General features: G+C 27.6%; 20 protein-coding genes. 19 read left to right on the top strand and 1 reads right to left on the bottom strand.

Annotation, left to right across the window (positions count from 1 at the left end; genetic code table 11):
* Window positions 1-31: 31 nt before the first annotated feature.
* The 12 genes from KGF38_RS00500 to KGF38_RS00445 all read left to right on the top strand — a co-directional run bounded on the left by KGF38_RS00500 (window position 32) and on the right by KGF38_RS00445 (window position 12,513).
* Window positions 32-1,078: a sensor histidine kinase gene (locus KGF38_RS00500; RefSeq protein WP_074179871.1), complete on the top strand. Its 1,047-nt coding sequence runs from the start codon at window positions 32-34 to the stop codon at window positions 1,076-1,078.
* Between the two features lie 63 nt (window positions 1,079-1,141).
* A complete protein-coding gene (locus KGF38_RS00495; RefSeq protein WP_074179870.1) occupies window positions 1,142-2,497 on the top strand; it encodes an ABC transporter permease in 1,356 nt (451 codons plus the stop codon).
* Between the two features lie 10 nt (window positions 2,498-2,507).
* Window positions 2,508-3,194 carry an ATP-binding cassette domain-containing protein gene (locus KGF38_RS00490; RefSeq protein ID WP_074179869.1) on the top strand — a complete coding sequence of 229 codons (687 nt, stop codon included), beginning with the start codon at window positions 2,508-2,510 and terminating at the stop codon, window positions 3,192-3,194.
* A 764-nt stretch (window positions 3,195-3,958) separates the two neighbouring features.
* A complete protein-coding gene (locus tag KGF38_RS00485; protein WP_054271549.1) occupies window positions 3,959-4,795 on the top strand; it encodes a PRD domain-containing protein in 837 nt (278 codons plus the stop codon).
* Window positions 4,796-5,229: 434 nt separating this feature from the next.
* A complete protein-coding gene (locus KGF38_RS00480) occupies window positions 5,230-6,807 on the top strand; it encodes a PTS transporter subunit EIIC (RefSeq protein ID WP_054271548.1) in 1,578 nt (525 codons plus the stop codon).
* Window positions 6,800-7,981: a MalY/PatB family protein gene (locus KGF38_RS00475; protein WP_074179868.1), complete on the top strand. Its 1,182-nt coding sequence runs from the start codon at window positions 6,800-6,802 to the stop codon at window positions 7,979-7,981. Before KGF38_RS00480 ends, KGF38_RS00475 begins: the two co-directional genes overlap by 8 nt.
* 19 nt (window positions 7,982-8,000) lie before the next feature.
* Window positions 8,001-8,600: a KpsF/GutQ family sugar-phosphate isomerase gene (locus KGF38_RS00470; RefSeq protein WP_054271547.1), complete on the top strand. Its 600-nt coding sequence runs from the start codon at window positions 8,001-8,003 to the stop codon at window positions 8,598-8,600.
* Between the two features lie 24 nt (window positions 8,601-8,624).
* Complete coding sequence (locus KGF38_RS00465; protein WP_054277507.1) at window positions 8,625-9,095, top strand: PTS glucose transporter subunit IIA; 471 nt, start codon at window positions 8,625-8,627, stop codon at window positions 9,093-9,095.
* Between the two features lie 239 nt (window positions 9,096-9,334).
* A complete protein-coding gene (locus KGF38_RS00460; RefSeq protein WP_074179867.1) occupies window positions 9,335-10,081 on the top strand; it encodes a DUF2087 domain-containing protein in 747 nt (248 codons plus the stop codon).
* Window positions 10,082-10,148: 67 nt separating this feature from the next.
* The gene (locus KGF38_RS00455; protein WP_074179866.1) at window positions 10,149-10,823 is read left to right on the top strand and encodes a 4Fe-4S binding protein; all 675 of its coding nucleotides are present in this window, start codon (window positions 10,149-10,151) and stop codon (window positions 10,821-10,823) included.
* Between the two features lie 184 nt (window positions 10,824-11,007).
* Window positions 11,008-11,940, top strand: coding sequence for a TDT family transporter (locus KGF38_RS00450; RefSeq protein ID WP_054271543.1), 933 nt, complete (start codon window positions 11,008-11,010; stop codon window positions 11,938-11,940).
* 105 nt (window positions 11,941-12,045) lie between these two features.
* Window positions 12,046-12,513, top strand: a complete 468-nt coding sequence (locus KGF38_RS00445) for a C-GCAxxG-C-C family protein (RefSeq protein WP_054277503.1) — start codon at window positions 12,046-12,048, stop codon at window positions 12,511-12,513.
* A 118-nt stretch (window positions 12,514-12,631) separates the two neighbouring features.
* On the opposite strand, the gene KGF38_RS00440 is transcribed toward KGF38_RS00445, so the two are convergent.
* Window positions 12,632-13,486 (bottom strand): GRP family sugar transporter, encoded by an 855-nt coding sequence (locus tag KGF38_RS00440; RefSeq protein WP_074179865.1) that lies wholly within the window; start codon window positions 13,484-13,486, stop codon window positions 12,632-12,634.
* A gap of 165 nt (window positions 13,487-13,651) precedes the next feature.
* Here KGF38_RS00440 and KGF38_RS00435 point away from each other — a divergent pair, with 165 nt between their 5' ends.
* The 7 genes from KGF38_RS00435 to KGF38_RS00405 all read left to right on the top strand — a co-directional run bounded on the left by KGF38_RS00435 (window position 13,652) and on the right by KGF38_RS00405 (window position 22,328).
* On the top strand, window positions 13,652-15,616 hold the full coding sequence (locus tag KGF38_RS00435; RefSeq protein WP_176702539.1) for a BglG family transcription antiterminator: 1,965 nt from the start codon (window positions 13,652-13,654) through the stop codon (window positions 15,614-15,616).
* Window positions 15,616-16,074: a PTS sugar transporter subunit IIA gene (locus KGF38_RS00430; protein WP_054271539.1), complete on the top strand. Its 459-nt coding sequence runs from the start codon at window positions 15,616-15,618 to the stop codon at window positions 16,072-16,074. Before KGF38_RS00435 ends, KGF38_RS00430 begins: the two co-directional genes overlap by 1 nt.
* A 2-nt stretch (window positions 16,075-16,076) precedes the next feature.
* The gene (locus tag KGF38_RS00425; protein WP_054271538.1) at window positions 16,077-16,397 is read left to right on the top strand and encodes a PTS fructose transporter subunit IIB; all 321 of its coding nucleotides are present in this window, start codon (window positions 16,077-16,079) and stop codon (window positions 16,395-16,397) included.
* A 15-nt stretch (window positions 16,398-16,412) separates the two neighbouring features.
* Complete coding sequence (locus KGF38_RS00420) at window positions 16,413-17,513, top strand: PTS fructose transporter subunit IIC (RefSeq protein ID WP_054271537.1); 1,101 nt, start codon at window positions 16,413-16,415, stop codon at window positions 17,511-17,513.
* A gap of 85 nt (window positions 17,514-17,598) precedes the next feature.
* Entirely contained in the window at window positions 17,599-20,199 is a 2,601-nt protein-coding gene (locus KGF38_RS00415) for an alpha-mannosidase (RefSeq protein WP_074179863.1), read from the top strand.
* A 472-nt stretch (window positions 20,200-20,671) separates the two neighbouring features.
* Complete coding sequence (locus KGF38_RS00410) at window positions 20,672-21,004, top strand: winged helix-turn-helix transcriptional regulator (protein ID WP_021385918.1); 333 nt, start codon at window positions 20,672-20,674, stop codon at window positions 21,002-21,004.
* A 46-nt stretch (window positions 21,005-21,050) separates the two neighbouring features.
* Complete coding sequence (locus KGF38_RS00405) at window positions 21,051-22,328, top strand: cytochrome c biogenesis protein/redoxin (protein ID WP_074179862.1); 1,278 nt, start codon at window positions 21,051-21,053, stop codon at window positions 22,326-22,328.
* Window positions 22,329-22,352 lie beyond the last annotated feature (24 nt).

The following is a 22,352-nucleotide window of genomic DNA, read 5'->3' as shown; positions in this document are numbered from 1 at the left end:
TAATAACAACTAGAGGGATAGGATATTCTATATGCAAGGATTAAAAGATAAAAAAACTATAGTGTTAATCTTATATTCTGTTATAGTTTTTATAATTTTTACAATAGGTATAAATTATATTATAAACACACCTGATACAGATAAGAACTCGGTTTATAAAGAACTAACTCCATTTAATGGTGAGATAGCCCTAGATAATGTGTATGATACAGATAAAATAGCAATGAATAATTATAATTTAATACTTAAGAATAATTTTAATGTAGTGATGATACTATTTTTTGCTTTTATAGTAACATCTAACTTTATACTTTTAGCGATACTAAATCGATTGGAATTTAAAGAAAGAATAGAAATATTGAATAATATAAATAACATTAAAGATGAGAATGAAATATTGAGTATAGACCCTATTATGTCTAGAGTATATAAAGATTTAAAAAATAAATTTGATTCTCATATTGAGGATTATAAAAGATTGAATTCATATCTATCACATGAACAAAAAAATGCTATATCTATATTGAGAACAAGTTTAGAGCTTGATGGAAATAAGGAGTTATTAAATACTCTTGATAAAGTTTCAAATAGCGTAGAAGATGTACTTGCAATAAGTGATATAAAAAATAATGAGGATATGTATGAGGTTGATATAGCCTTAATATGTGCACAAGTATGTGATAATTATTCTAAAGTGTATAGTAATTTAAAATTTGATTTTGATGAAGATGAAAATATGAGTATCTATGGAAAAGAAAAGTGGATTTATAGAGGAGTATCCAATCTTTTAGATAATGCAATAAAGTATGGAGAAGGTAAAGATATATATGTAAATGTAAAAAATCAAAAGGGCAGTGTTATTGTATTGGTAAAAGATAATGGTATTGGAATGAATAAACATCATATAGATAAAATATTTTATGATAGATATAGAATAAATGAACTAAATAAAGATGGATATGGTATAGGTCTTAGCTTAGTAAAGCATGTATGTAATTTATGTAATGGCTTTATATGGGTTGAAAGTAAAGAAAATAAAGGCTCAACATTTTATTTAGTATTTAAAGAATATAGGTAAGAATTAATGAAAATTATAATAATATTGCTAACATAGTATTCAATTAATAAGAGGAGATATAAAGTGTATATTTTAAATAATGCAATCAAAAATTTGATTAGAAATAAAGTTCATAGTTCATTTAGTATAGTTATTATGTTATTAATGGTTTTATCAATAGCTATTTTCTCAATAATAAATTTAAGTACATCTATTATAAAGCAAAAATATGAGAAAAAACTTGAGTCAGAGGTTAGCATTAAAATTAATGAAAAAAAGATTGTCCAAAATGATTCAGCAGAATCTTTGAGAGGATATGATATTTTAAATTTGGACGACTATCTAAATTTTTCAAAATCAAAATATGTAAAAAAAATATCACTTATAGGGAATCTTATGGTATATCTCGACAATAATAAAAAACATGTAGTTAGGAATGATAAAAATCTTGTCTATGATAACATAGTAACAAACTATGTAGTTATGGGATTTACGGATAAAAATACAAGTCTCAAATACTATAATTTAGATATAAGTAAAGGAAGAGTATTTCAAAACGAAAATGAGTGTATAGTAAGTGAAGGTTTTTTAGAAACTAATAAGTTTAAGGTTGGAGATACAATATCTTTGCTAAATGATTATGGTACTAATGTGAAGTTAAATCTAAAAATAGTAGGTCTATATAAGAAAAAACATAGCAATAAAGTAGAAAATACTCAAGACATAAGTACACACAACAATATATTAACCTCATATGACACTTTAGTTGAGTTTGAAAAAAAGATTAAACCAGAAAATCAGATACTTTATACAAGTGCTAGTTTTTTACTTAAAGATTCTAATAGTAGAAAGGTTTTTGAGGAAGAATTAAGAAATAAGGGGCTAAGTGAAATCTATAAAGTTACTATAGATGAGTCAGCATATTATAAATTAATGACACCAATAAAACATTTGTCTAGTGTAGCTTTTACATCTACTCTTGGAATATTAGTGTTAGGGTCGATATTATTGATGGTAAGCTATGTAATATCAATAAAAAAAATAAAATATGATATAGGAGTATTGATACTAATTGGAATGTCTAAGTTTAAGATAATTAGAAGTTTTATTTATGAAAGTATCATAATGGTTTTTATATGTATTATACTTGGATTAGGAATTGCAAGTATATCAGAAAAAGCAATATCAAATTATGTTTTTGAATATCAATATAAATACAATATAACATATAATGACTATTTATCTGATTATGTGGGAGATATAAATATAAATGATAATAGTATCAAGCAAGAAATGAAAAGTTTAAAAGATAAATCTATTTTAAATTTTATTCTTAATATAATTATTATGGCAATGATATTTATATTGTTGAATGGTGTAATACCAATATATAGTACAATTATGTACAAGCCAATACAAATAATTTATGATATAAATTAGGTGATGCAGATTGCCAATACTTAAATTAATTGATGTTAATTATAAATATGAGGGCAGTAGTAAGTTTGTATTAAAAGATGTGAATGTAGAATTTGAAACTGGAAAAATGTATGTTATTATAGGAAAAACTAGAGCAGGAAAGAGTACTTTGTTATCTACAATAGCAGGTCTTAATGATTGTAGTAGTGGAAGTATTATATATAATGGTGAAAATTTAAAAAGTATAAATAAAAATATTTATAGAAGTAAACATATAGGTGCAATATTTAAAGACTATAATCTGTTAAATAATGCTACTGTTTTAGATAATATTATTCTGACTATGCTAATTGGTGGAAATAGAGAAAAGAATAAGAATGAAATTATATATAAGATTCTAGAAAAAGTAGGAATTGATAAAGAGAAAGTAAACTGCAAAGTGAAAGATTTATGTCACTATGATAAGAAGAAAGTCTGTATTGCTAGGGCACTGTCTAATAATCCAAATTTAATAATTTGTGATGATATTATAGAAAATGTTGATGATAAAAGTGAAAAAAGTTTTGTAGATGTATTTTATGAACTAGCATCTAAAGATAATAAATGTGTGATAATAGCTACAACTTTTGATAGAATTGCTTTATATGCTGATGAGTTATGGGGAATAAATAATGGAAAATTAATGTTTATAAAAAGTAGAGATAATGAGATAGATTAAACTATTAAATTACACGAAAATGAGCTACAGTTGGGGGAAACTGTAACTCATTCTATTTTGGGGGAGATAGGTTGAACTTATTGGTTATCCGTATCATGTTTTTAGTATAGTCACTTATTTAAATTTATATACATTTTTTTATAAATTTTACATAAAATGTTAAATATTCATTGAAGATAGTAATAGACATGAATAGTAATCTTATAAAAATAGTAAAGATGTAGCTAAAATAAAAGAAATGAAAATGCATTGTAAATAATTAAAAAAAGTATTTTTAAAGTTATAGGAGATAAACAAGTACTATAATTCAACAGAAAAACAAAAAATATAATACAAATAAAGTTATAAAAAATATTATAAAAAATATAGTCTAATTTATGAAAATTAAAAGTTATATTATTTAATACATATATATTTGAGAAAATATTAGCAATACACTATAATCTGAATTTCAATAAAAGCATATATTTTTTAAATTAAAATACTTAAAAATACTGGAAAATAATTAAAAATTAGTTTTAGAAGATAAAATATAGAGTAATTTTAATTAATTGAATACACAAAAGAAATACTTGAATATATTTAAATAAAAAAACGATAAAATATGACAATTTAATTAAGGGAATTTAAAATATTTTGTTATTGTAGTATTATAGGGGAAAATGCAAAATATATTCGAAAATGAAATTTTAAATATTGACATTAAATTAAATATAATATACTATGTAATTGTGATGAGAGATTTTTTTTAGAGGGGATTTATAGTGAATATAAAAAAAATATTTAATAACAATGTAGTAGTAAGCTCCCTAGAAGATGGCACAGAAATAATTATTACTGGTGCTGGAGTTGGATTCAAGAAAAAAGTAGGAGATTTGATAGATGAAAATTTGATTTCTAAGAAATATTTTGTTCAAGATAATCAAAAAGACAAATACAATCAAATACTTAACAAGACCTCTATTGAATACTTTAAAATTTCAGAAGAAATTATAGAAAAGGCTAATGAAGTTTTAAATACTCAAGTGAATGATTCAATAATATTAGCCTTAACTAGTCACATAGAATTCGCTGTCCAAAGAGAAAAACAAGGTATAAAATTACCAAACTTAATATTGAATGAGACAAAACAACTTTATAGAGAAGAATTTGAATTTGGGTTATGGGCAATTGATGAAATTGAAAAAAAGATAGGAATAAAATTGCCTGAAGATGAAGCTGGATACATAGCTATTCATATAATCAATGGGTTGGAGAATTCTCAGAAGGATGAAGGTATTAATATACTAGAGTTTTCAAAACAAGTTATTCAGATAATTGAAGAAGTACATGGGTTTAAATTAGATGTAAATTCACTAAATTACACTAGACTTATAACTCACTTAAAGTTTTTTGTTCAAAGGATTCTAAGAAAAGAAACTTATAAAGATAGTGATATTGAAGATATGTATAAGTTGGTGAATAAAAATTATAATAAACCTAAAATATGTACTGAGGAAATTGCAGCATTGGTATTAGACAGATTTGAATATAAAATTAGTAAAGAAGAAGAATTATATCTAATGATTCACATAAATAAAATAACAAACAGTGGTTGTTAGGATTGTAACTGATAAGCAGGCAAAACCTAAGTCATTGAACTTAACTATTAGATTAAGTTTTTTGATTTAGGCTTTTTTATTAAATACAGACAGTGAGTTTTAGGATTGTAACTGGTTAAGCAGGCAAAACCTAAATCATTGAACTTAACTATTAGATTAAGTTTTTTGATTTAGGTTTTTTTATTAAATACAAGCAGTGAGTTTTAGGATTGTAACTGGTTAAGCAGGCAAAACCTAAATCATTGAATTTAACTATTAGGTTAAGTTTTTTGATTTAGGTTTTTTTATTAAATATAGACAGTGAATTTTAGGATTGTAACTGATTGAGCAGGCAAAACCTAAATCATTGAACTTAATTATTGGATTGAGTTTTTTGATTTAGGTTTTTCTATAAATTTGATTATGTTTTTAGATGAAAATAGGAGGGTAAAATTATGAAAAAAAATAAGTTAGGTTTATGGAACTTCTTCCAAATGTTAGGAAAAACGTTTATGTTCCCAATAGCACTACTTAGTGTTTCAGGGATGATGTTAGGACTTGGTGCAGGTTTTACAGACCCTAAGATGATTGCCATGGTTCCGTTTTTAGGAAATGAATATGTCAACATGATTTTAAATTTCATGCTGACAATAGGATTATTTGCATTTAATAATTTGGGAGCATTATTTGCAATGGCAATTCCATTGGGATTATTAAAAAAAGAAAAAGAGTTTGGAGCTTTTTCAGGTCTAGTAGGATTTATAGCAATGCATATAGGTACGAATTTTTATTTAACAAGAGCTGATTTATTAGTACCAGTAGACCAAATGTCAACTAATGGTCAAGCTATGATTATGGGAATACAAACATATAATACAAGTGTTTTAGGTGGTATTGTAGCAGGTCTAATTGTTTATGCAATATATGATAAAGTTAGTAATTTAAAAATGCCAGAATCATTAGGATTCTACAGTGGGCCAAGACTAGTTCCAATTGTGAGTTTAATAGTTATGAGTATTGTCGGATTATTAATACCTATTGTTTGGCCACCATTTTTCAATGCATTCCAAAATTTAGGAAAATGGATTTCTTCAGCTGGGCCATTGGGATATTTCTCATACGCAGTGGCAGAAAGAGTTACAATTCCATTTGGATTAAATCATCTTGTAACATCTGTATTCCGTTTTACACCAATAGGTGGAACTGCTGTTATTGATGGAGAAACATACTTTGGTACATTGAATATGTTTATGGCATATGTAGAGAATAATCAGATTATACCTCTTGATTTAGCTGGTAAAATGGAACAAGGTAAATTAATGATTCAATATGGATTAGCTGGTGCTGCATTAGCTATATATCGTACAGCAAAACCAGAAAATAGAAAAGCACTTAAGGGGCTTTTAATATCAGGAGTGTTGACAGTTATTATAGGTGGTATAAGTGAGCCAATAGAATTCTTATTCTTATTTATCTCACCAGCATTATTTGCTTTCCATACATTTATGAATGGTTTAGCAAACATGGTACTTCCATACTTAGGTGTATTAATGGGATTCACAGGAGATTTAATTGCATTCATAAGTTTTGGTGTGTTAAGAGGAACAGCTACAGGATGGCCAATAGCAGTATTAGTAGCAGCTTTATACTTTGCAATATACTATTTTGTATTTAAGTGGGCAATTATTAAGTTTAATATAAAGACTCCAGGACGTGAGGATAAAGAGCTAAAAGTATCTGAAGGAAATGGTTCAGATTTTAAAAATTTATCTACATATAAAGGACAACAGATGATAGCTGCGTTAGGTGGGCAATCTAATATATTATCATTAGACAATTGTGTAACTAGATTACGTTTAAAATTAGAAGATGTATCATTGATAAATGAGGATGCAATTAAAGAAGCTGGTGGTATAGCAGTTGTTAAATTGGACGAGCACACAATACAAGTGATTATAGGAACTCAAGTGTACTCTTTAAGAAAGCAAATGGATAAGGCTATGGAAGGTCATTTGGAGGCATGTAATGATTAACTTTGATAAAAAAATAGACCGATTGGGTACATATTGTACCCAATGGGACTATGTAGAAGATAGATTTGGAAAAAAGGGATTACTTCCTTTTACAATATCAGATATGGATTTAGAGTTTCCATATGAAATAACAGAAGTTTTGCAGGAAAGATTGAATCATAGAGTTTTGGGATACAGTAGATGGAAACATGAGGATTTTAGAGATTCAGTTACGAATTGGTACACTAAAAGGTTTAATTGTAATATTGATGGTAATTGGATATATTATAGTCCTAGTGTAATGTACTCAATTAGTAAACTTATTGAGATATTCAGTGATGAGGGAGATGGAATTTTGATAAATACTCCTGCATATAATGCTTTTTATGATGTTATAGCAAATAATAATCGTAATATTATAAAATCACCTCTTGTAAATGAAGATGGATTCTATTTGATTGATTTTGATGATTTCGAGAAAAAGTGCAAAGAATCTAAGATATTTATTTTATGTAATCCCCATAATCCAACTGGAAGAGTGTGGAGTGAGTTAGAACTTGCTAAGATGATAGGTATTTGTAAAGACAATAATGTAAAGATAATATCAGATGATATACATATGGATATTGTGTATGATAATAGAATGACTCCTATTTTAAAGGTTGCAGAAAGCTATTTAGATTCTATATTTATTTGTACATCAGCATCGAAGTCTTTTAATATACCAGCATTGACTGGGTCATATGTGATTATACCAAATGAAAGTACGAGAAATAAATTTGAAAATATCACTAGATATCGTGATTTTGTAAACTCACCTGCAATACTGGCAATACTAGCAACAATGGTTTGTTATAATGATTGTGAATATTGGTTGGATGAGTTATTAAAATATCTTAAAGATAATCTTGAATATACAATTAAGTATATAAAGGATAATTTAGAGCCATTAAAGTTGGTTATGCCAGAAGGTTGTTATTTTGCTTGGATAGATTTTTCTGACCTTAAGGTAAGTAGTGAGATATTTCAAAAGTTATTGATGGATATTGGAGAAGTAGCTATTATGTCAGGAAATGTATATGGTGAAGAAAGTGAGTTTTATTTACGATTAAACGTAGCCTGTTCAAGGGAGAAGCTTGAAGATGGTTTAAATAGAATTAAAAAAACTATAGATTATATTGCAAAAAATATTTAATATAGAAAGGGAGATAGTTATGAGCTATTTAAAAACAATGGTTGATGTTATGACTACTGAAATGAATGCCATAAAATGTTTAATAGATGAAGCAGGTATTGAATATGAAAGTATAGTTAATGAAATTGCCAACTGTGAAGGTAAAGTGATTTTTATGGGTGTAGGTAAATCTGCACATATAGGTAAGAAATTGGCAGCTACATTTGCCAGTACTGGGACACCAAGCTTTTTTGTACATGCAACAGAGGCAGTACATGGAGATTTGGGAATGATTGAAAGCAAAGATATTACAATTCTAATCTCAAATAGTGGAAATTCTATGGAAGTAGTGAATTGTATAAAGTATGTTAAAGCAATTGGTTCTAAAACAATTGCATTTACTTCAAATAGAAATTCAGTATTGGCAACAGAGTGTGATTATGCTTTAATATATCCAGCAAAGGATGAAGCAGACCACTTAAATTTAGCACCAACAACATCATCTACGATTACTTTAGTTTTAGGAGATTCTATTGCATGTGCATTATCTAAAAATAGTAATTTTGATTCAGCTGATTTTTATAAATACCATCCAGGAGGAAGTCTAGGTGAGAAACTAAAAGCAGCTAATAATGGTTAAAAGTAAAGAAGGAGAGTATGTTTTATGTTCAAAATGTTTAAAAAGAAATCAATAAAGTCGCCCATATCAGGGAAAGTAATAGAATTATCTAAAATTCCAGATGCTGTATTTTCTCAAAAACTTATGGGAGAAGGTGTAGCTATAGATTCTACAGGAGACATTGTTTATGCGCCACTTAATGGAAAGATAGCAGTAATAGCAGAAACTAAACATGCATTTGTAATAGAATTAGAAAATGGAATGGAGCTTCTTATTCATGTTGGTCTAGATACGGTAAATCTAAAAGGCGAAGGGTTTGAAGCGTTAGTAAGTGTGGGTGAACAGGTCAAAGAAGGAACACCAATGTTGAAGATTAACCGTTCTTTGATTGAATCAAAGGGTATATCACTTATTACTCCAGTTACAATAACTAATTATTCAGAGTACAATATGAATACATATAATGTAGGTAATAGTGTTGAAGGTGGAAAAGACACTATAATTGAGTTTAAATAAAAAACTAAAATATAGGATTAGTATCTATAAATTTATATTTTATAAGATTAATCACATAGGTTTGTTGGATAAAAAGAAATTCTTTAATTATTAATTGAGGAATTTCTTTTTTTATATTCTAATTTCAAATTAATAAATAAACGAATTTCATAAACAAAAAATGAAAATGTTGACTATATAAATAAACTTTAATATAATATATCTATGTAAAACATAAACTATAGAATGGAGATATACATATGAAAATTGAAAATCTTTCTATCAATGATATTAAACAAGGTTATGTATTTAATGATGAGTTAAATTGTTATATTTGCATTACATGTGCAAAAACATATGAAATGGGAGAAATATACAGAATAGATGATAGATTCTTTGAAGCTTCAAAGGCTATTGAATTGCATATGGAATTAGAGCACAGTGATTATTTAGAAAAAATGATTAATGGTGATTCAAAATATAACACACTGACTGAAAATCAAAAACAATTATTTCAATTATTTATTAGTGATTTACCGGATAAGGAAATTGCAAAAAAGGTTGAAGTATCTACATCTACTATTCGTCATCAAAAATTTATGTTTAGAGAAAAAGCAAAACAGGCTAAACTGTATTTAGCATTATATGAGTCTGTATTTGAAGAAAAATCTAATAGAGGTAGTACTATAATACCAATCCATGAACATGCTAAAATGGTTGACGAAAGATATGTAGTAACTGAAGAGGAGAGAAAACACATTTTAGAGACTTCCTTTGAAAGTATGAATCCTCTAAAATTAAAAGTATTTTCCTCAAAGGAAAAGAAAAAAGTTGTAATTTTATCTAAGATTTTGGAAAAATTTGAGTATGGTAAGCAATATTCAGAAAAGGAAGTCAATCAGATTTTAAAATCTATATATAATGATTTTGCAACAATTAGAAGATATTTAATTGAATATGGTTTTATGAGTAGAAATAAAGAATGTACAAAGTACTGGTTAACATAATGCTAATGGAAAAGTCTACCAATATATAATATTATTTTTACTTTGTTAATTCTGGAAGGAGTTAAATATGAATAATGAATTGAAATGTATTTTATACAGTAAAGGTGTAGATATTGTTCGTTTTATTGATATATCTGAATTTCCAGCAAGTCAAACACATGGTTTTTCTAAAGCAATTTTATTTTGTATAGGATTATCAAAAAAATTCGTTACAGATATATATAATAACTTACCTACAGATAGTGATGATTTCTTAGAAAAAGAGGAGAAAGTAGAAGAGTTAGCTGATTGGATTTCAAAATATATTCAAGATAAAGGTTATAAAGCTTATTCTCAATCAGAAAAAAATAATCTAGAACATGGATATTCTGAAAAGGGTTATATTAATCCAACAATGCAATCAGGTATTAGTACTTTACCACATAAGACAATAGCAAATATTAGTGGTCTTGGATTTATGGGAAAAAATAATTTGTTTGTAACTGAGGAATATGGTTGTGCTTTTAGCATGTGTACTGTGCTTACAGATGCTCCAATTTCTGTTGAAAGATATCCTTTAATGGATTCGAAGTGTTCAGATTGTAATATTTGTGTAGAAAACTGTCCTGCAAAAGCTATACATGGAAATGAGTGGGCTTTGCCAGGTAAAAGAGAGTCTCTTATTGATATTTCAAAGTGTTTTTGTGTATTGAAGTGTATGATGAGTTGTCCATGGTCATTAAAATATGCAAACCAGAAATAAGTCTACTAGATATTAAATAAATAAACCAATCGCCTTAATATATTAAGTATATAGATACTTATAATAATGAAATTAAACTTAATAGATATTTTCTATATAAGAAAAATGGTCACAATATGTCAAATTGACCATTTTTTTGATATAATTAAAAATACAAATAACTTAGTAACAAAGGAGGTAGAATTTGAATTTTTTAAAAAAATATCCTATACCTATTGCAAGTCTGATTTTATCAATATTTACTTTAGGTAACTTATTACAATCTTATAGTGAATCATTACGTAATGTAATTGGATTTATAGGATTTGTTTTATATGCAATTTACATAGTAAAAATAGTATTACTAAAAAAGGGTGTTAAAGAGCAATTAGAAAACCCCTTAATATCAAGTACATTTCCAACTATAACAATGGCAACGATGATATTTGCTACATATGTAAAACCATTATCTTTAGAATTAGGTATTGTAATTTGGAGCATCGGAGTTGTAGGTCATATTGTGTTGATAATCTTATTTAGTAAGAAATTCTTAGTTAAATTCTCAATAAAAGCAGTATTTCCATCTTGGTATATAGTCTATGTTGGGATAGTTGCAGCAAGTGTTACAGCACCAGCATTTAATCAGTTTTTAATAGGTAAAGTTGCTTTTTGGATAGGATTTATATCTTATATAGTTCTTATACCAGTAGTTTTAAAAAGAGTGTGGATAATCAAGGAAATGCCTGAACCATCTTTACCAAGTATAGCTATATTAGCTGCACCAGGGTCATTACTATTGTCTGGATATATTAATTCTTTTTCAGATAAGAATAGTGTAATATTATACTTGTTATTTATACTTTCGATTGTATTTTATATTATAGTTTTGGGGTATTTACCAAAATTATTAAGATTGCCTTTTTATCCAAGTTTTGCTGCATTTACATTCCCTATGGCAATAAGTGCAATGGGTATGAAACTAATGAATGGTTATCTAACTAAATCAGGCCATCCTGTAAGTTGGATTTTATATGTTTCTAAACTAGAAGAGATAATAGCTACAGTGATTATTTTGTATGTTTTAGTTTTATTTATTATATATCTTAGTAAATCAGAAACTACATCTAAAGCTAAATAAAAATTATTAAATATACGTATTTAGTAAAGATATTAATATCAATGGATGAAAGTGATATGAATTTTAGAAATTTAATTTAGCTTAATTTTATTGGAGGATAAACAAATGAAAACAAAAGAGGAATATGTAAAAGAGGTTAGAGCAATAGCAGAAGAATACTTTAGAAAAGGAGAGTTTTTTTGTTCTGAAGCAGTTCTTCAAACAATAAATGATGCTTTAGGACAACCTTTGAGCCCCGAGATAACTAAGTTAGCATCAGGATTTCCAATAGGACTTGGAAAAGCACAATGTCTTTGTGGAGCAATATCTGGAGGTGAAATGGCTTTAGGTATTGTATATGGAAGAGTTCATGGTGAAACTATGAATCCAAAGATGTTTGAATATGCTAAGGATTTACATGATTATATTAAGAAAGAGTATGGTGCAACATGTTGTAGAGTTATTACAAAGAAGTGGGATGGTGATAACTTTATGTCTCCTGAAAGAAAAGAACACTGTATTAAAATAACAGGTCAAGTCACAGAGTGGGTTGCAAATAAACTTGTTGAAGATGAAAAACTTAAGATTAAATAGAATTATAGTAGCCTGTAAATTTTAAAAACTAAATTTACAGGCTTTAATTGTATAATTAATTTTTAATAATACAATTAACTCTAAATATATAAATAAAATTGTTCAAACAAATAAATAGTTATTTTATAATACTCAGCATAAGGACACCAGACATGATTAATATTATGCCAAGAAAAATAGAAAACAATTCTTTTTTATTTTTCTTCTCTTTAAAGAATATAATACCCCCTAAAGTGCCTACTATCACACAACTTTGGGAAATAGAAAAACTTATTGTAACCCCAAATGTATTAGTTGTTATAAACATACCTAAATTTGCTATTGACCATAGTACTCCAGTAATTAAATTAAATAAAACATTTTCCTTATATACAATTTCTTTAGAAAAATACTTCACAATAATAAATGAAGTTATCAACATACCCACAGATTGAGGTAATATAATTCTATATCCTTCGATTGAAAATATTTGATTAGTTACAACATATAATGCTAAAAATAAAGAAGATAATAATACAACTCCTACACATTTTAACATATTGTTGTCAGTAGATTTTTTTGTTTGATAGTTTGTAAGAAGTATGCCCAGTACTATACATAATATCGATGAAGAACCAATCAAGAACATTTTAGAACTAGTCCACTCATTAAATAAGAGTACAGCTAATAGTGTTGTAAAAGTCAATTGTGAACCATTTGAAATTGGCATTACTTTAGATACACTAGTAATTTGAATTGCTTTAAACTGCATTAGTTGTCCTAAGCTCCAGAATATCCCAGAAATCATACTTACAAAGAATGAAAAAAATGTAATCTCAGGATGCATAACCAAAGTTATTATAGTGGAAAATATAAACGCACTTATAGATGTACCTAAAAGTTGTTCATAAGGAGAACTTTTTTTAAGATTCGCAACTATAGGCATCAATCCCCATCCCATTACAGGAAGCAAAGCAATAATTATTGTCAGCATTAGGTTATTTCCTTTCATATTAAATTTAGACAGTTTTTAATTTATCATCTAAAATTAAAGTATTCAATACATCAAAATTACCGTATTTAATAAGGAAATATTAGTAGTTTTTTAGAAAAACATTTTCCATTAAAATAAAAACAAAGGGAAGGAGTAAATTTGAAAATGTTAACTGATATGATTCAAAATCGTGAAATTAGAATAATAAAGTTTTTATTAAAAGAAGGTCATACAACTGTCAAAGAAATAGCAGATGATTTAGATGTCTCAGAAAAAACAGTTTCAAAATCTCTTAAAGAAGTAGAAGCAGTGCTCAAAAAGATAGGTCTTTCTTTAGTGAGAAAACCTAAAATAGGTGTTTATATTGATGGAGATTTGAAAAAAATACTTCCTTACCTAGATAATAAAGGAAGTCAAATTCCTACAACTAGAGAGGAGAGAGTAATATATATATATTCAATATTGTTGAAAAGTAATGATTATATCACTATACAACAAATCTCTGACGAATTATATATAAGTCGTGGAACTATTGAAAGAGATTTAGCTGAGGTTGAAAAATTGCTAAAAAATGAAGGAGTATCTATATATAAAAAACCTAGTAAAGGAATAAAATTGGATATAAGTGAAAGAGATAAAAGGCAACTTACTGCTAAGTTTATACATAAATTTTGGAGCAGAAACTGGTATATTAAGCAAGAACAGGAAAGCTTTTATCAGGCCTTTGAAAAAATACAAGCAGATGTAAATGGTATTTTTTCTGAAGATGATTTATCTATAATCATTGACATTCTTAGGAATTTCAGCAGAGAAAGAAATTTTGAGTTTTCTGATTATGAATTTCAGTCATTAGTTATCCATTTAGCCATAGCTGTAGAGAGGATTAGAAAAGGTGAGTATATAGAAGAAAGCTTGTATGTTGGTAATATTGAAAATAATCAAATGTCAAATACAACTTATTTAGCAAAACAATTAGAGCAAAAGTTTTCTATACTATTGCCAAAATCTGAAATTGGATATATAAATTTACATCTAGTAGCATCTGACCAACATAGAGATACTACTGAACTAAAAGATACGTCAGATAATCACTATGAGACAAATACAAATAATATCTCAAATCTTCGAGAAATTATTAAAAATACATTGTATGAGACAGCTTACGACAAAGATTTGATTGATGGACTAACTTCACATGTACATTCATCAATAAATAGATTGAAATACGGTCTTAGTATTAAAAATCCATATGTAAATACAATAAAGCAAAACTTTTCTTTATCATTTGAACAGGCTTTGGATTTAAAGAAGGTAATTGAATTTATATATGATATTAGGATAAATGATGATGAATGTGCTTATATAGCGCTACATTTTGAAGCTTTTAGGGAAAGAATGAAAGAACTTCCACAAAATGTTAGAGTTGTTCTAGTATGTAGTACAGGTCTAGGTTCATCCAGATTATTATCTGCAAGGATAAAAAAATACTTTCCTATGATAAAAATTGAAAAGATACTTTCTGTACAAGAATTAGTATCTAGTAAAATTGATGCAGATTTGGTGATAAGTACTATTTATTTAGAGTTAGAGACGATTCCTACAATAATAGTTAGCCCTATTTTAAATGAAAGTGATATAAGAACATTGGAAAAAAATATACAAAATGTTTCAGGGAATACTTCTAAAAAATATAAATCTTTTAAAAACCTAATCTTTAAAGAAAATATTCTATTAAATATTGAAGCTTTAAATTATGAAGATGTAATTAAATGTATAACAGATAATTTGATAAAAAAAGGTTTTGCAAGAGATGGAATCGCTGAGAGTGCAATTGAGAGAGAAAGTTTATCTTACACCTCTTTTCAATCTATAGCTACACCTCATGCTAATCCTAGTTATATTAAAAAATCTAATATATCTATTGCAACTTTAAAAAATCCTATTACATGGGGAAATGAAAAGGTAGAAGTTATTTTCTTTATTTCATTAGAAAATGACAAAAACTTAGAGCTTGATGAAATATATGAAGTTTTTTATGACTTCATTGACAATAAAAAAAATATAGATGACATATTAAGTGCAACTTCACCAAAAGAAGTGTACGATTTGCTAATGGAGGAGAATATATAGTGAAAATATCAGATGTATTAAAAAAAGAGCAAATTGTTTTTAATCTTGCTACAACTACAAAAGAGGAAACAATAAAAGAATTGAGTAGCATATTTGTTAAAAATGGAATTGTAGATAACAAAGAAGAATATGTTAAGTCTGTTTTAGAAAGAGAAGAACATGCAACTACAGGTATTGGTAATGGGATTGCTATTCCTCATGGGAAAAGCAATGCTGTCAAGCAATCTTCTATAGTATTTGCAAGAACTAAAAATAAGATTGAGTGGGACGCTTTAGATGAAAAACCAGTAGATAGTATTTTCTTACTGGCTATAAGTGATATTGATAAGGATAGTAATCATCTTGTATTATTATCTAAATTGGCCACTAAGCTTATGGATGATGACAATGTGGATGCACTAAAATTAGCTAATTCAGAGCAAGAAATAATTAATATATTTAATGAAGGAGATATGTAGAGATGAAAAGAAAAATCATAGCAGTAACAGCATGTGCGACAGGAGTTGCACATACATATATGGCAGCACAAGCATTAAAGAAAGCTTCAAAAAAAATGGGACACCTTATAAAAGTTGAAACACAAGGAGCTACAGGGATAGATAATGAATTAACTGAAAAGGATGCACAAATTGCAGAAGTAGTAATATTTGCAGTAGACACTAAAGTTAGAAATGCTGAACGTTTTGAAGGGAAAGAAATATTAGAAGTACCAGTTAATGCACCTATAAAGGATGCAGAAAAAGTAATAAATGATGCACTAAAGTTAATTGACAATAAATAAGTGGAGGGAAATATAATGTTAAAAAAGATAGTCTCTGAGTTAAAAAAGCATGTCTTAACAGGAATTTCATATATGATTCCATTGGTAATTGCAGGTGCTATGATAATGGCAATATCTCGTGTGGGAGGTTCTTTCTATAACATACCAGATATATGGGATGCTAAATATGCAGAAAGTGCTAGTAGTATTGTTAGACTATTGCATGATTTAGATGGTTTTGGAGGCACTGCCTTAGGATTAATGTTTCCTGTAATTGCTGCATTTATAGGATTTTCTATAGCTGACAAATTAGCCATTGTACCAGGTCTTGTTGGAGGTATGATTGCTAAGGATATAGGAGCAGGATTTTTAGGAGCTTTAGCAGTTGGTTTAATAGCAGGATATACATGTTTATTTATTAAAAATCATGTTAAACTACCAAAATCAGCAGCTTCAATAGTACCAATATTCATAGTACCAGTATTTGGTACGTTAATCACTGTTGTATTAATCAATTATGTGATAGGTATTCCTTTTGCTACATTAAATACTGGATTAGAAAATTGGTTAAATGGATTATCAGGTACAAATCAGATATTAATGGCAGCTATTATTGGAGCTATGATGGCAGTTGACTTAGGTGGACCAGTTAATAAAGCAGCTTTAACAACATCACTTGCATTATTAACAAGTGGAATTTATGCACCTAATACTGCTGCAATGGTGGGAATTGTTATACCACCATTAGGATTGGGCCTTGCTACTATATTAGCAAAACAGAAGTATAATAAGCAGTTACGTGAAGCAGGTAAATCATCTCTTATAATGGGGCTAATTGGAGTAAGTGAAGGGGCTATTCCTTTTGCAGTAGAATCTCCATTAAAAGTAATACCTTCATGTGTAATTGGAACAGCAATTGCTTCAGCTATGGCAGTTGGTCTAGGTTCAGTAAATGCAACTCCAATTAGTGGATTTTACGGGTGGTTTACAGTAGAGAACTGGCCAATGTATATATTATCAATAGCAGTTGGAACGGCAATTGTGGCTGGTCTAGTTATAGTATTACGTGGAAATCCAGTAATTGAAGATGATGAATTTGAAGAAGATGATTTTGATGAAGCAGAGTGGGAATCTTAAAATTCAATATAAATCTTATGCTAGATAAGGTATTAAATATTAGTTTTGGATTTAAATATAAAAGACAAGGAACAGAGGAGATTAAATGATAAAAGCACATATTGTTAATCATACACACTGGGATAGAGAATGGTATTTTACTTCTGGGGATGCATTAGTACTTAGTGAACAACTATTTACAGATATAATTGATGAACTAGAACGTAATACAGATGTAAGTTTTGTACTTGATGGCCAACTTTCTATTTTGGATGACTATGTACAACTACATAGAGAAAAAATAGAAATCATCAAAAAGCTAATAAAGGAAGATAGACTGCATATTGGACCCTGGTTTACTCAAACAGATGCATTCTTTGCTAGAGGAGAGTCTATTTTAAGAAATTTAATGATTGGTATTTTTGAAAGTAAAAAATATGGTAAGTATATGAGAATTGGATATTTGCCAGATACATTTGGATTTAATGCACAAATGCCTGTCTTATTAAAACATGTAGGTCTTGACAATATATTCTTTTGGAGAGGGATACATCTTGGTAAACAGGTTCAATCACCATACTTTAAGTGGAAAAGTCTAAATGGTGAAAGTTATATATATGCTGTAAATATGCCACATGGATATGGAACAGGTATGCTTTTAGAACCTTCATCAAAGTATGTAAATGGACGTTTAGACCCTGCAATTGATTTTATCAAATCTTATAGTGATGTAGATGAAGTACTAATACCTTCAGGAAATGACCAATTGAATATAATCGGTGATTTTAAAAACAAAGTTAAAGAGATTAATGATATAGGAAAATATTCATATATAACAAGCTCATATCAAGAGTTTTTGAAGTATGTAAAATCTATAGAGTCACTAGAAAGTTATAGGGGTGAATTTAGAGAGCCAGTACTTGCGAGAATACATAAATCAATTGGTTCTAGTAGAATGGATATAAAATTAGCCTGTGATAAACTAGAAAATAAGTTGATTAAAAGGATAGAACCACTATTAGTAATTGCCAAAAAGAGTAAGATTGAAATAAGCAATCAGTTATTGATAAATACATGGAAAAAACTTTTAGAAGGACAAGCACATGATAGTTTGGCTGGATGTGTAACTGATACTGTGACAGAGGATATTCTTCATCGTATAAGAGAAGCAAACGAAATATGTGATAGTATTGAAAATACTATTGTTAAAAAAATTTCGGAAGGGCTTAAATTATCTAAAAATGATATTTTAATATTTAATACAGAAGCTAAAAGTTTTAATGGATATAAAGAGATACAGGTTGTAAGTGATAGTAAAAATATTTGTTTTAAAGATAATTTAGATGCCACTATAATTGAAGAAACTTATGTTAAATCGAGAGAAAATATATTAGAAGAGACACCTGCTGGTAATATATTTATTGAAGAGCCAGGTTATTATATATTAAAAATAAGAATAAATATACAGCTTCCTGCACTTGGATATAAGGTTGTTAGTTTTGAATCAAGTGATAAGGAAATGTTGGTACTTAATGAATCTAATGATACCTTTATATCTAATGATAATTATAAGATAATGTATGAAGATGGAAGCTTAAATTTACAGCTTAAAGATGGCACTTATATATCAAATTTTTTAACATTAAGAGACAGTGGAAATGCAGGAGATACTTATGATTTTTCTCCATTAAAATACGATGAAGATATCAAACTTTCATTTAATAAAGTATCTACAGAAAAAGTTCTAGGATATGAAAAAATAATGGTTGAAGGTATCACTTTACTACCACTTACATTAGAAGATAGGAAAAATAAAAACCTTAATGGAAAATTAAGTGTAAAAGCTAGTATTACTTTAGTAAAGGAAAGTCCATTAATAGAAGTAAAACTTTATGTTGATAATACAATACACAATCATAGGTTACGTGTTCATGTAAAAACTGATATAAAAGATAACAGAAATATAGCATCATTACCATTTGGATATATAACAAGAGAAAATGGAGTTGTTGACAACTGGGAAAAAATCTATAATGAGATGCCTATAGATTTAGAGCCTTTAGAAAGTAATATTACACTGACAAATCAAAATAGAAGTTGTACTGTATTTACTAGAGGAATAAAAGAATATCAACATATTGAAGATGAAATTGCACTGACTTTACTTGCTACTACAGATGAATTAGGGAAGCCTGACTTATTATATAGACCAGGACGTGCTTCTGGTGATACGACTAAAAAAGGTCATATAAGAATTAAAACTGATAAAGCCCAAATTCTTAAAGAGGTAGAGTTTTCATTTGCAGTATACATGAATTCTAAACCATTTGATGAGTTAGAAGTTGCAAGTTTAACTCACAAGTATCTACAGGAATGTGTAAATTATCAATTACAGGACTACAATTTCTTTTTGTATCGTATAGATAATAAGATTCAAAAATCTATCATTGAAAAATCTGTAAGTAGAGAATTGGAAATAATATCTTTACCAGAGAACTATCTTGTGTCAGCATGTTACCTTTCTTACTATAGTAAAGAAAAATTTGTAATAAGATTGGAAAATCCAACTAGTAAGAAAATGATATTAGATGAACAAATATTTAAAAGTAGAAACGGGAAAATAGTAAATGCAATAGAAGAATTACAAGAACAACAAGTGTATGAAATAGCACCTTTTGATGTTATTTCAATATTATTAGATTTATAAGTGAAAAATAAGTTTATTATTTTAAAGTCTGACTGACAGCAATCGGTCAGACTTTTTAATTTGCATAAATTTGGGTAAATATTAATATATAAGTCTAGTATTTTGTATAAAGTTTGTTAAAGTAGAAAAATAGTTTAACAGGATAAGTTGTTTATACAAAGAACTATTATATTAGAGTAATTTTATATGCAGTTTAGAATCGACAAAATTTTAATGAAATGAATTAGGGTATATACTTCAATAACAATTATTCAATTTGATTTTATGTTAAGTTCTATGTAGTTACAAAAAAGTGACCAATTGTGATATGTATATAAAACTGATATATTAATTACATGAAACTTAAAATAATTTGTTTTAGGGAGATATACAATAAAAATTTTAATTAAGTAAGCTTAGAAGTATACATAATACCTATAAACACATACTGTTATAACAATTTATTTAATATTAAAGAAAAGAGGAGAGTAAAATGTACAATATAGATGACATGATATATGATTGTCCAGTAGAGGCTTTATCTAGTATATTAGGTAAAAAATGGGTAGCTATAATAATATGGGAAATACAAAAAGATAAAAAAAGATTTGGAGAGTTACAAAGAGCTATACCAGAGTGTAGTAAGAAAATGCTAACTCAACAATTAGATTTTTTAATTGAACAAGAGATTATAGTTAAGAAAAAAAGGTTGGTTAATAATATTGTAGAGTCAACCTATTTTTTAAGTGAGTCAGGATTACTATTACTTCCTGTTATGGAAAAAATGATAATGTGGAGTAATAAAAACTTAAACTGTGATAAATAAATCTTAAAATTTTAATATTGGAAATAAAATAAGGAGGAATTTTAGCTTGCAAAATGTAAATTTATTTTTAGTATTTATAGAAGGTATAGTGTCGTTCTTTTCACCATGTATATTGCCAATTTTACCTATTTATTTGAGTATATTATCAAATAGTAGTGTAGAGAGTTTAAAAGAAGGAAAGACAAATTTTATAAGAAGTTCTCTATTTAAAAATACTATATTCTTTGCTCTTGGAATCTCGACAACATTTTTTATATTAGGTTCATCAGTAAGAGTTTTGAGTATGTTCTTTAGTGAGAATAAAGATTTAATAATGTTCATTGGTGGGATTATAATTATTATCATGGGCTTATTTTACATGGGAATAATTAAATCTTCAATATTGAATAGAGAAAAAAGATTTAATGTAAAGTTTAAAGAAATGAAAGCAATAACAGCTTTTATATTAGGTTTTACGTTTAGTTTTGGGTGGACACCTTGTATTGGGCCGATACTAGCATCTGTATTAGTAATGGTTTCAAGTTCAACCAATCATCTTAGTGCAAATCTTTTAATAGCAGTATATACTATTGGATTTATTTTGCCATTCATAATTACATCTATGTTTTATAGTAAACTTTTTAAAACTATAGACAAGATAAAATCCAACATGGAAATTATTAAAAAAATAGGTGGGCTTATACTTATAGTATCAGGAATATTAATGATGGTAAATGGATTTGGGAGTATAAGCAAACATTTTAATATCCCACAAAATAGTAAAATTGAAAGTAATCAGGAAGATAATAAACAAGCAAATTCTAATAATAAAGAAGATAGCTCTAGTGATACTGGTGGTCAAAAAGACTCTAATGATGGAAATAATAAATCAGGAGCTAAAGATGAAGAGAGAATAAAGTCTATTGATTTTACTCTAACAGACCAATATGGTAAGACACATAAATTAAGTGATTATGAAGGTAAAGTTGTATTTTTGAATTTCTGGGCTACATGGTGTCCTCCATGTAAAGAAGAAATGCCTCACATAGAACAACTATATAAAGACTATAAGAAAAATAATGAAGATGTAGTAATTTTAGGTGTAGCTTCACCTAATTTGGGTAGAGAAGGTTCAAGAGAACATGTGATTAACTTCTTAAAAGAAGAAGGGTATACTTTCCCTGTTGCACTTGATGAAGATGGAGCATTAGCGTATCAATATGGAATTAATGCTTTTCCAACTACGTTTATAATTGATAAAGAAGGATATGTAACTCAGTATATTCCAGGAGCTATGGATAAAGAGACTATGGCATCTTTTATTGAGAATCAAAGAAATAAATAGATTAAAATGTTTAAATATAAGGAT

Source organism: Clostridioides sp. ZZV14-6387, from assembly GCF_020657835.1.
GTDB lineage: Bacteria > Bacillota > Clostridia > Peptostreptococcales > Peptostreptococcaceae > Clostridioides > Clostridioides difficile_A.
This window is presented reverse-complemented; position numbering and strand designations above follow the sequence as displayed.

What these genes read in the sequence shown, in the direction of transcription:
- KGF38_RS00420 (WP_054271537.1), top strand. Translation starts at nt 16,413, where the DNA reads ATGTTAAAAAAGATAGTCTCTGAGTTAAAAAAGCATGTCTTAACAGGA.
- KGF38_RS00425 (WP_054271538.1), top strand. Translation starts at nt 16,077, where the DNA reads ATGAAAAGAAAAATCATAGCAGTAACAGCATGTGCGACAGGAGTTGCA.
- KGF38_RS00455 (WP_074179866.1), top strand. Translation starts at nt 10,149, where the DNA reads ATGAATAATGAATTGAAATGTATTTTATACAGTAAAGGTGTAGATATT.
- KGF38_RS00465 (WP_054277507.1), top strand. Translation starts at nt 8,625, where the DNA reads ATGTTCAAAATGTTTAAAAAGAAATCAATAAAGTCGCCCATATCAGGG.
- KGF38_RS00440 (WP_074179865.1), bottom strand. Translation starts at nt 13,486, where the DNA reads ATGCTGACAATAATTATTGCTTTGCTTCCTGTAATGGGATGGGGATTG.
- KGF38_RS00445 (WP_054277503.1), top strand. Translation starts at nt 12,046, where the DNA reads ATGAAAACAAAAGAGGAATATGTAAAAGAGGTTAGAGCAATAGCAGAA.
- KGF38_RS00460 (WP_074179867.1), top strand. Translation starts at nt 9,335, where the DNA reads ATGAAAATTGAAAATCTTTCTATCAATGATATTAAACAAGGTTATGTA.
- KGF38_RS00475 (WP_074179868.1), top strand. Translation starts at nt 6,800, where the DNA reads ATGATTAACTTTGATAAAAAAATAGACCGATTGGGTACATATTGTACC.
- KGF38_RS00500 (WP_074179871.1), top strand. Translation starts at nt 32, where the DNA reads ATGCAAGGATTAAAAGATAAAAAAACTATAGTGTTAATCTTATATTCT.
- KGF38_RS00480 (WP_054271548.1), top strand. Translation starts at nt 5,230, where the DNA reads ATGAAAAAAAATAAGTTAGGTTTATGGAACTTCTTCCAAATGTTAGGA.
- KGF38_RS00470 (WP_054271547.1), top strand. Translation starts at nt 8,001, where the DNA reads ATGAGCTATTTAAAAACAATGGTTGATGTTATGACTACTGAAATGAAT.
- KGF38_RS00415 (WP_074179863.1), top strand. Translation starts at nt 17,599, where the DNA reads ATGATAAAAGCACATATTGTTAATCATACACACTGGGATAGAGAATGG.
- KGF38_RS00435 (WP_176702539.1), top strand. Translation starts at nt 13,652, where the DNA reads ATGTTAACTGATATGATTCAAAATCGTGAAATTAGAATAATAAAGTTT.
- KGF38_RS00410 (WP_021385918.1), top strand. Translation starts at nt 20,672, where the DNA reads ATGTACAATATAGATGACATGATATATGATTGTCCAGTAGAGGCTTTA.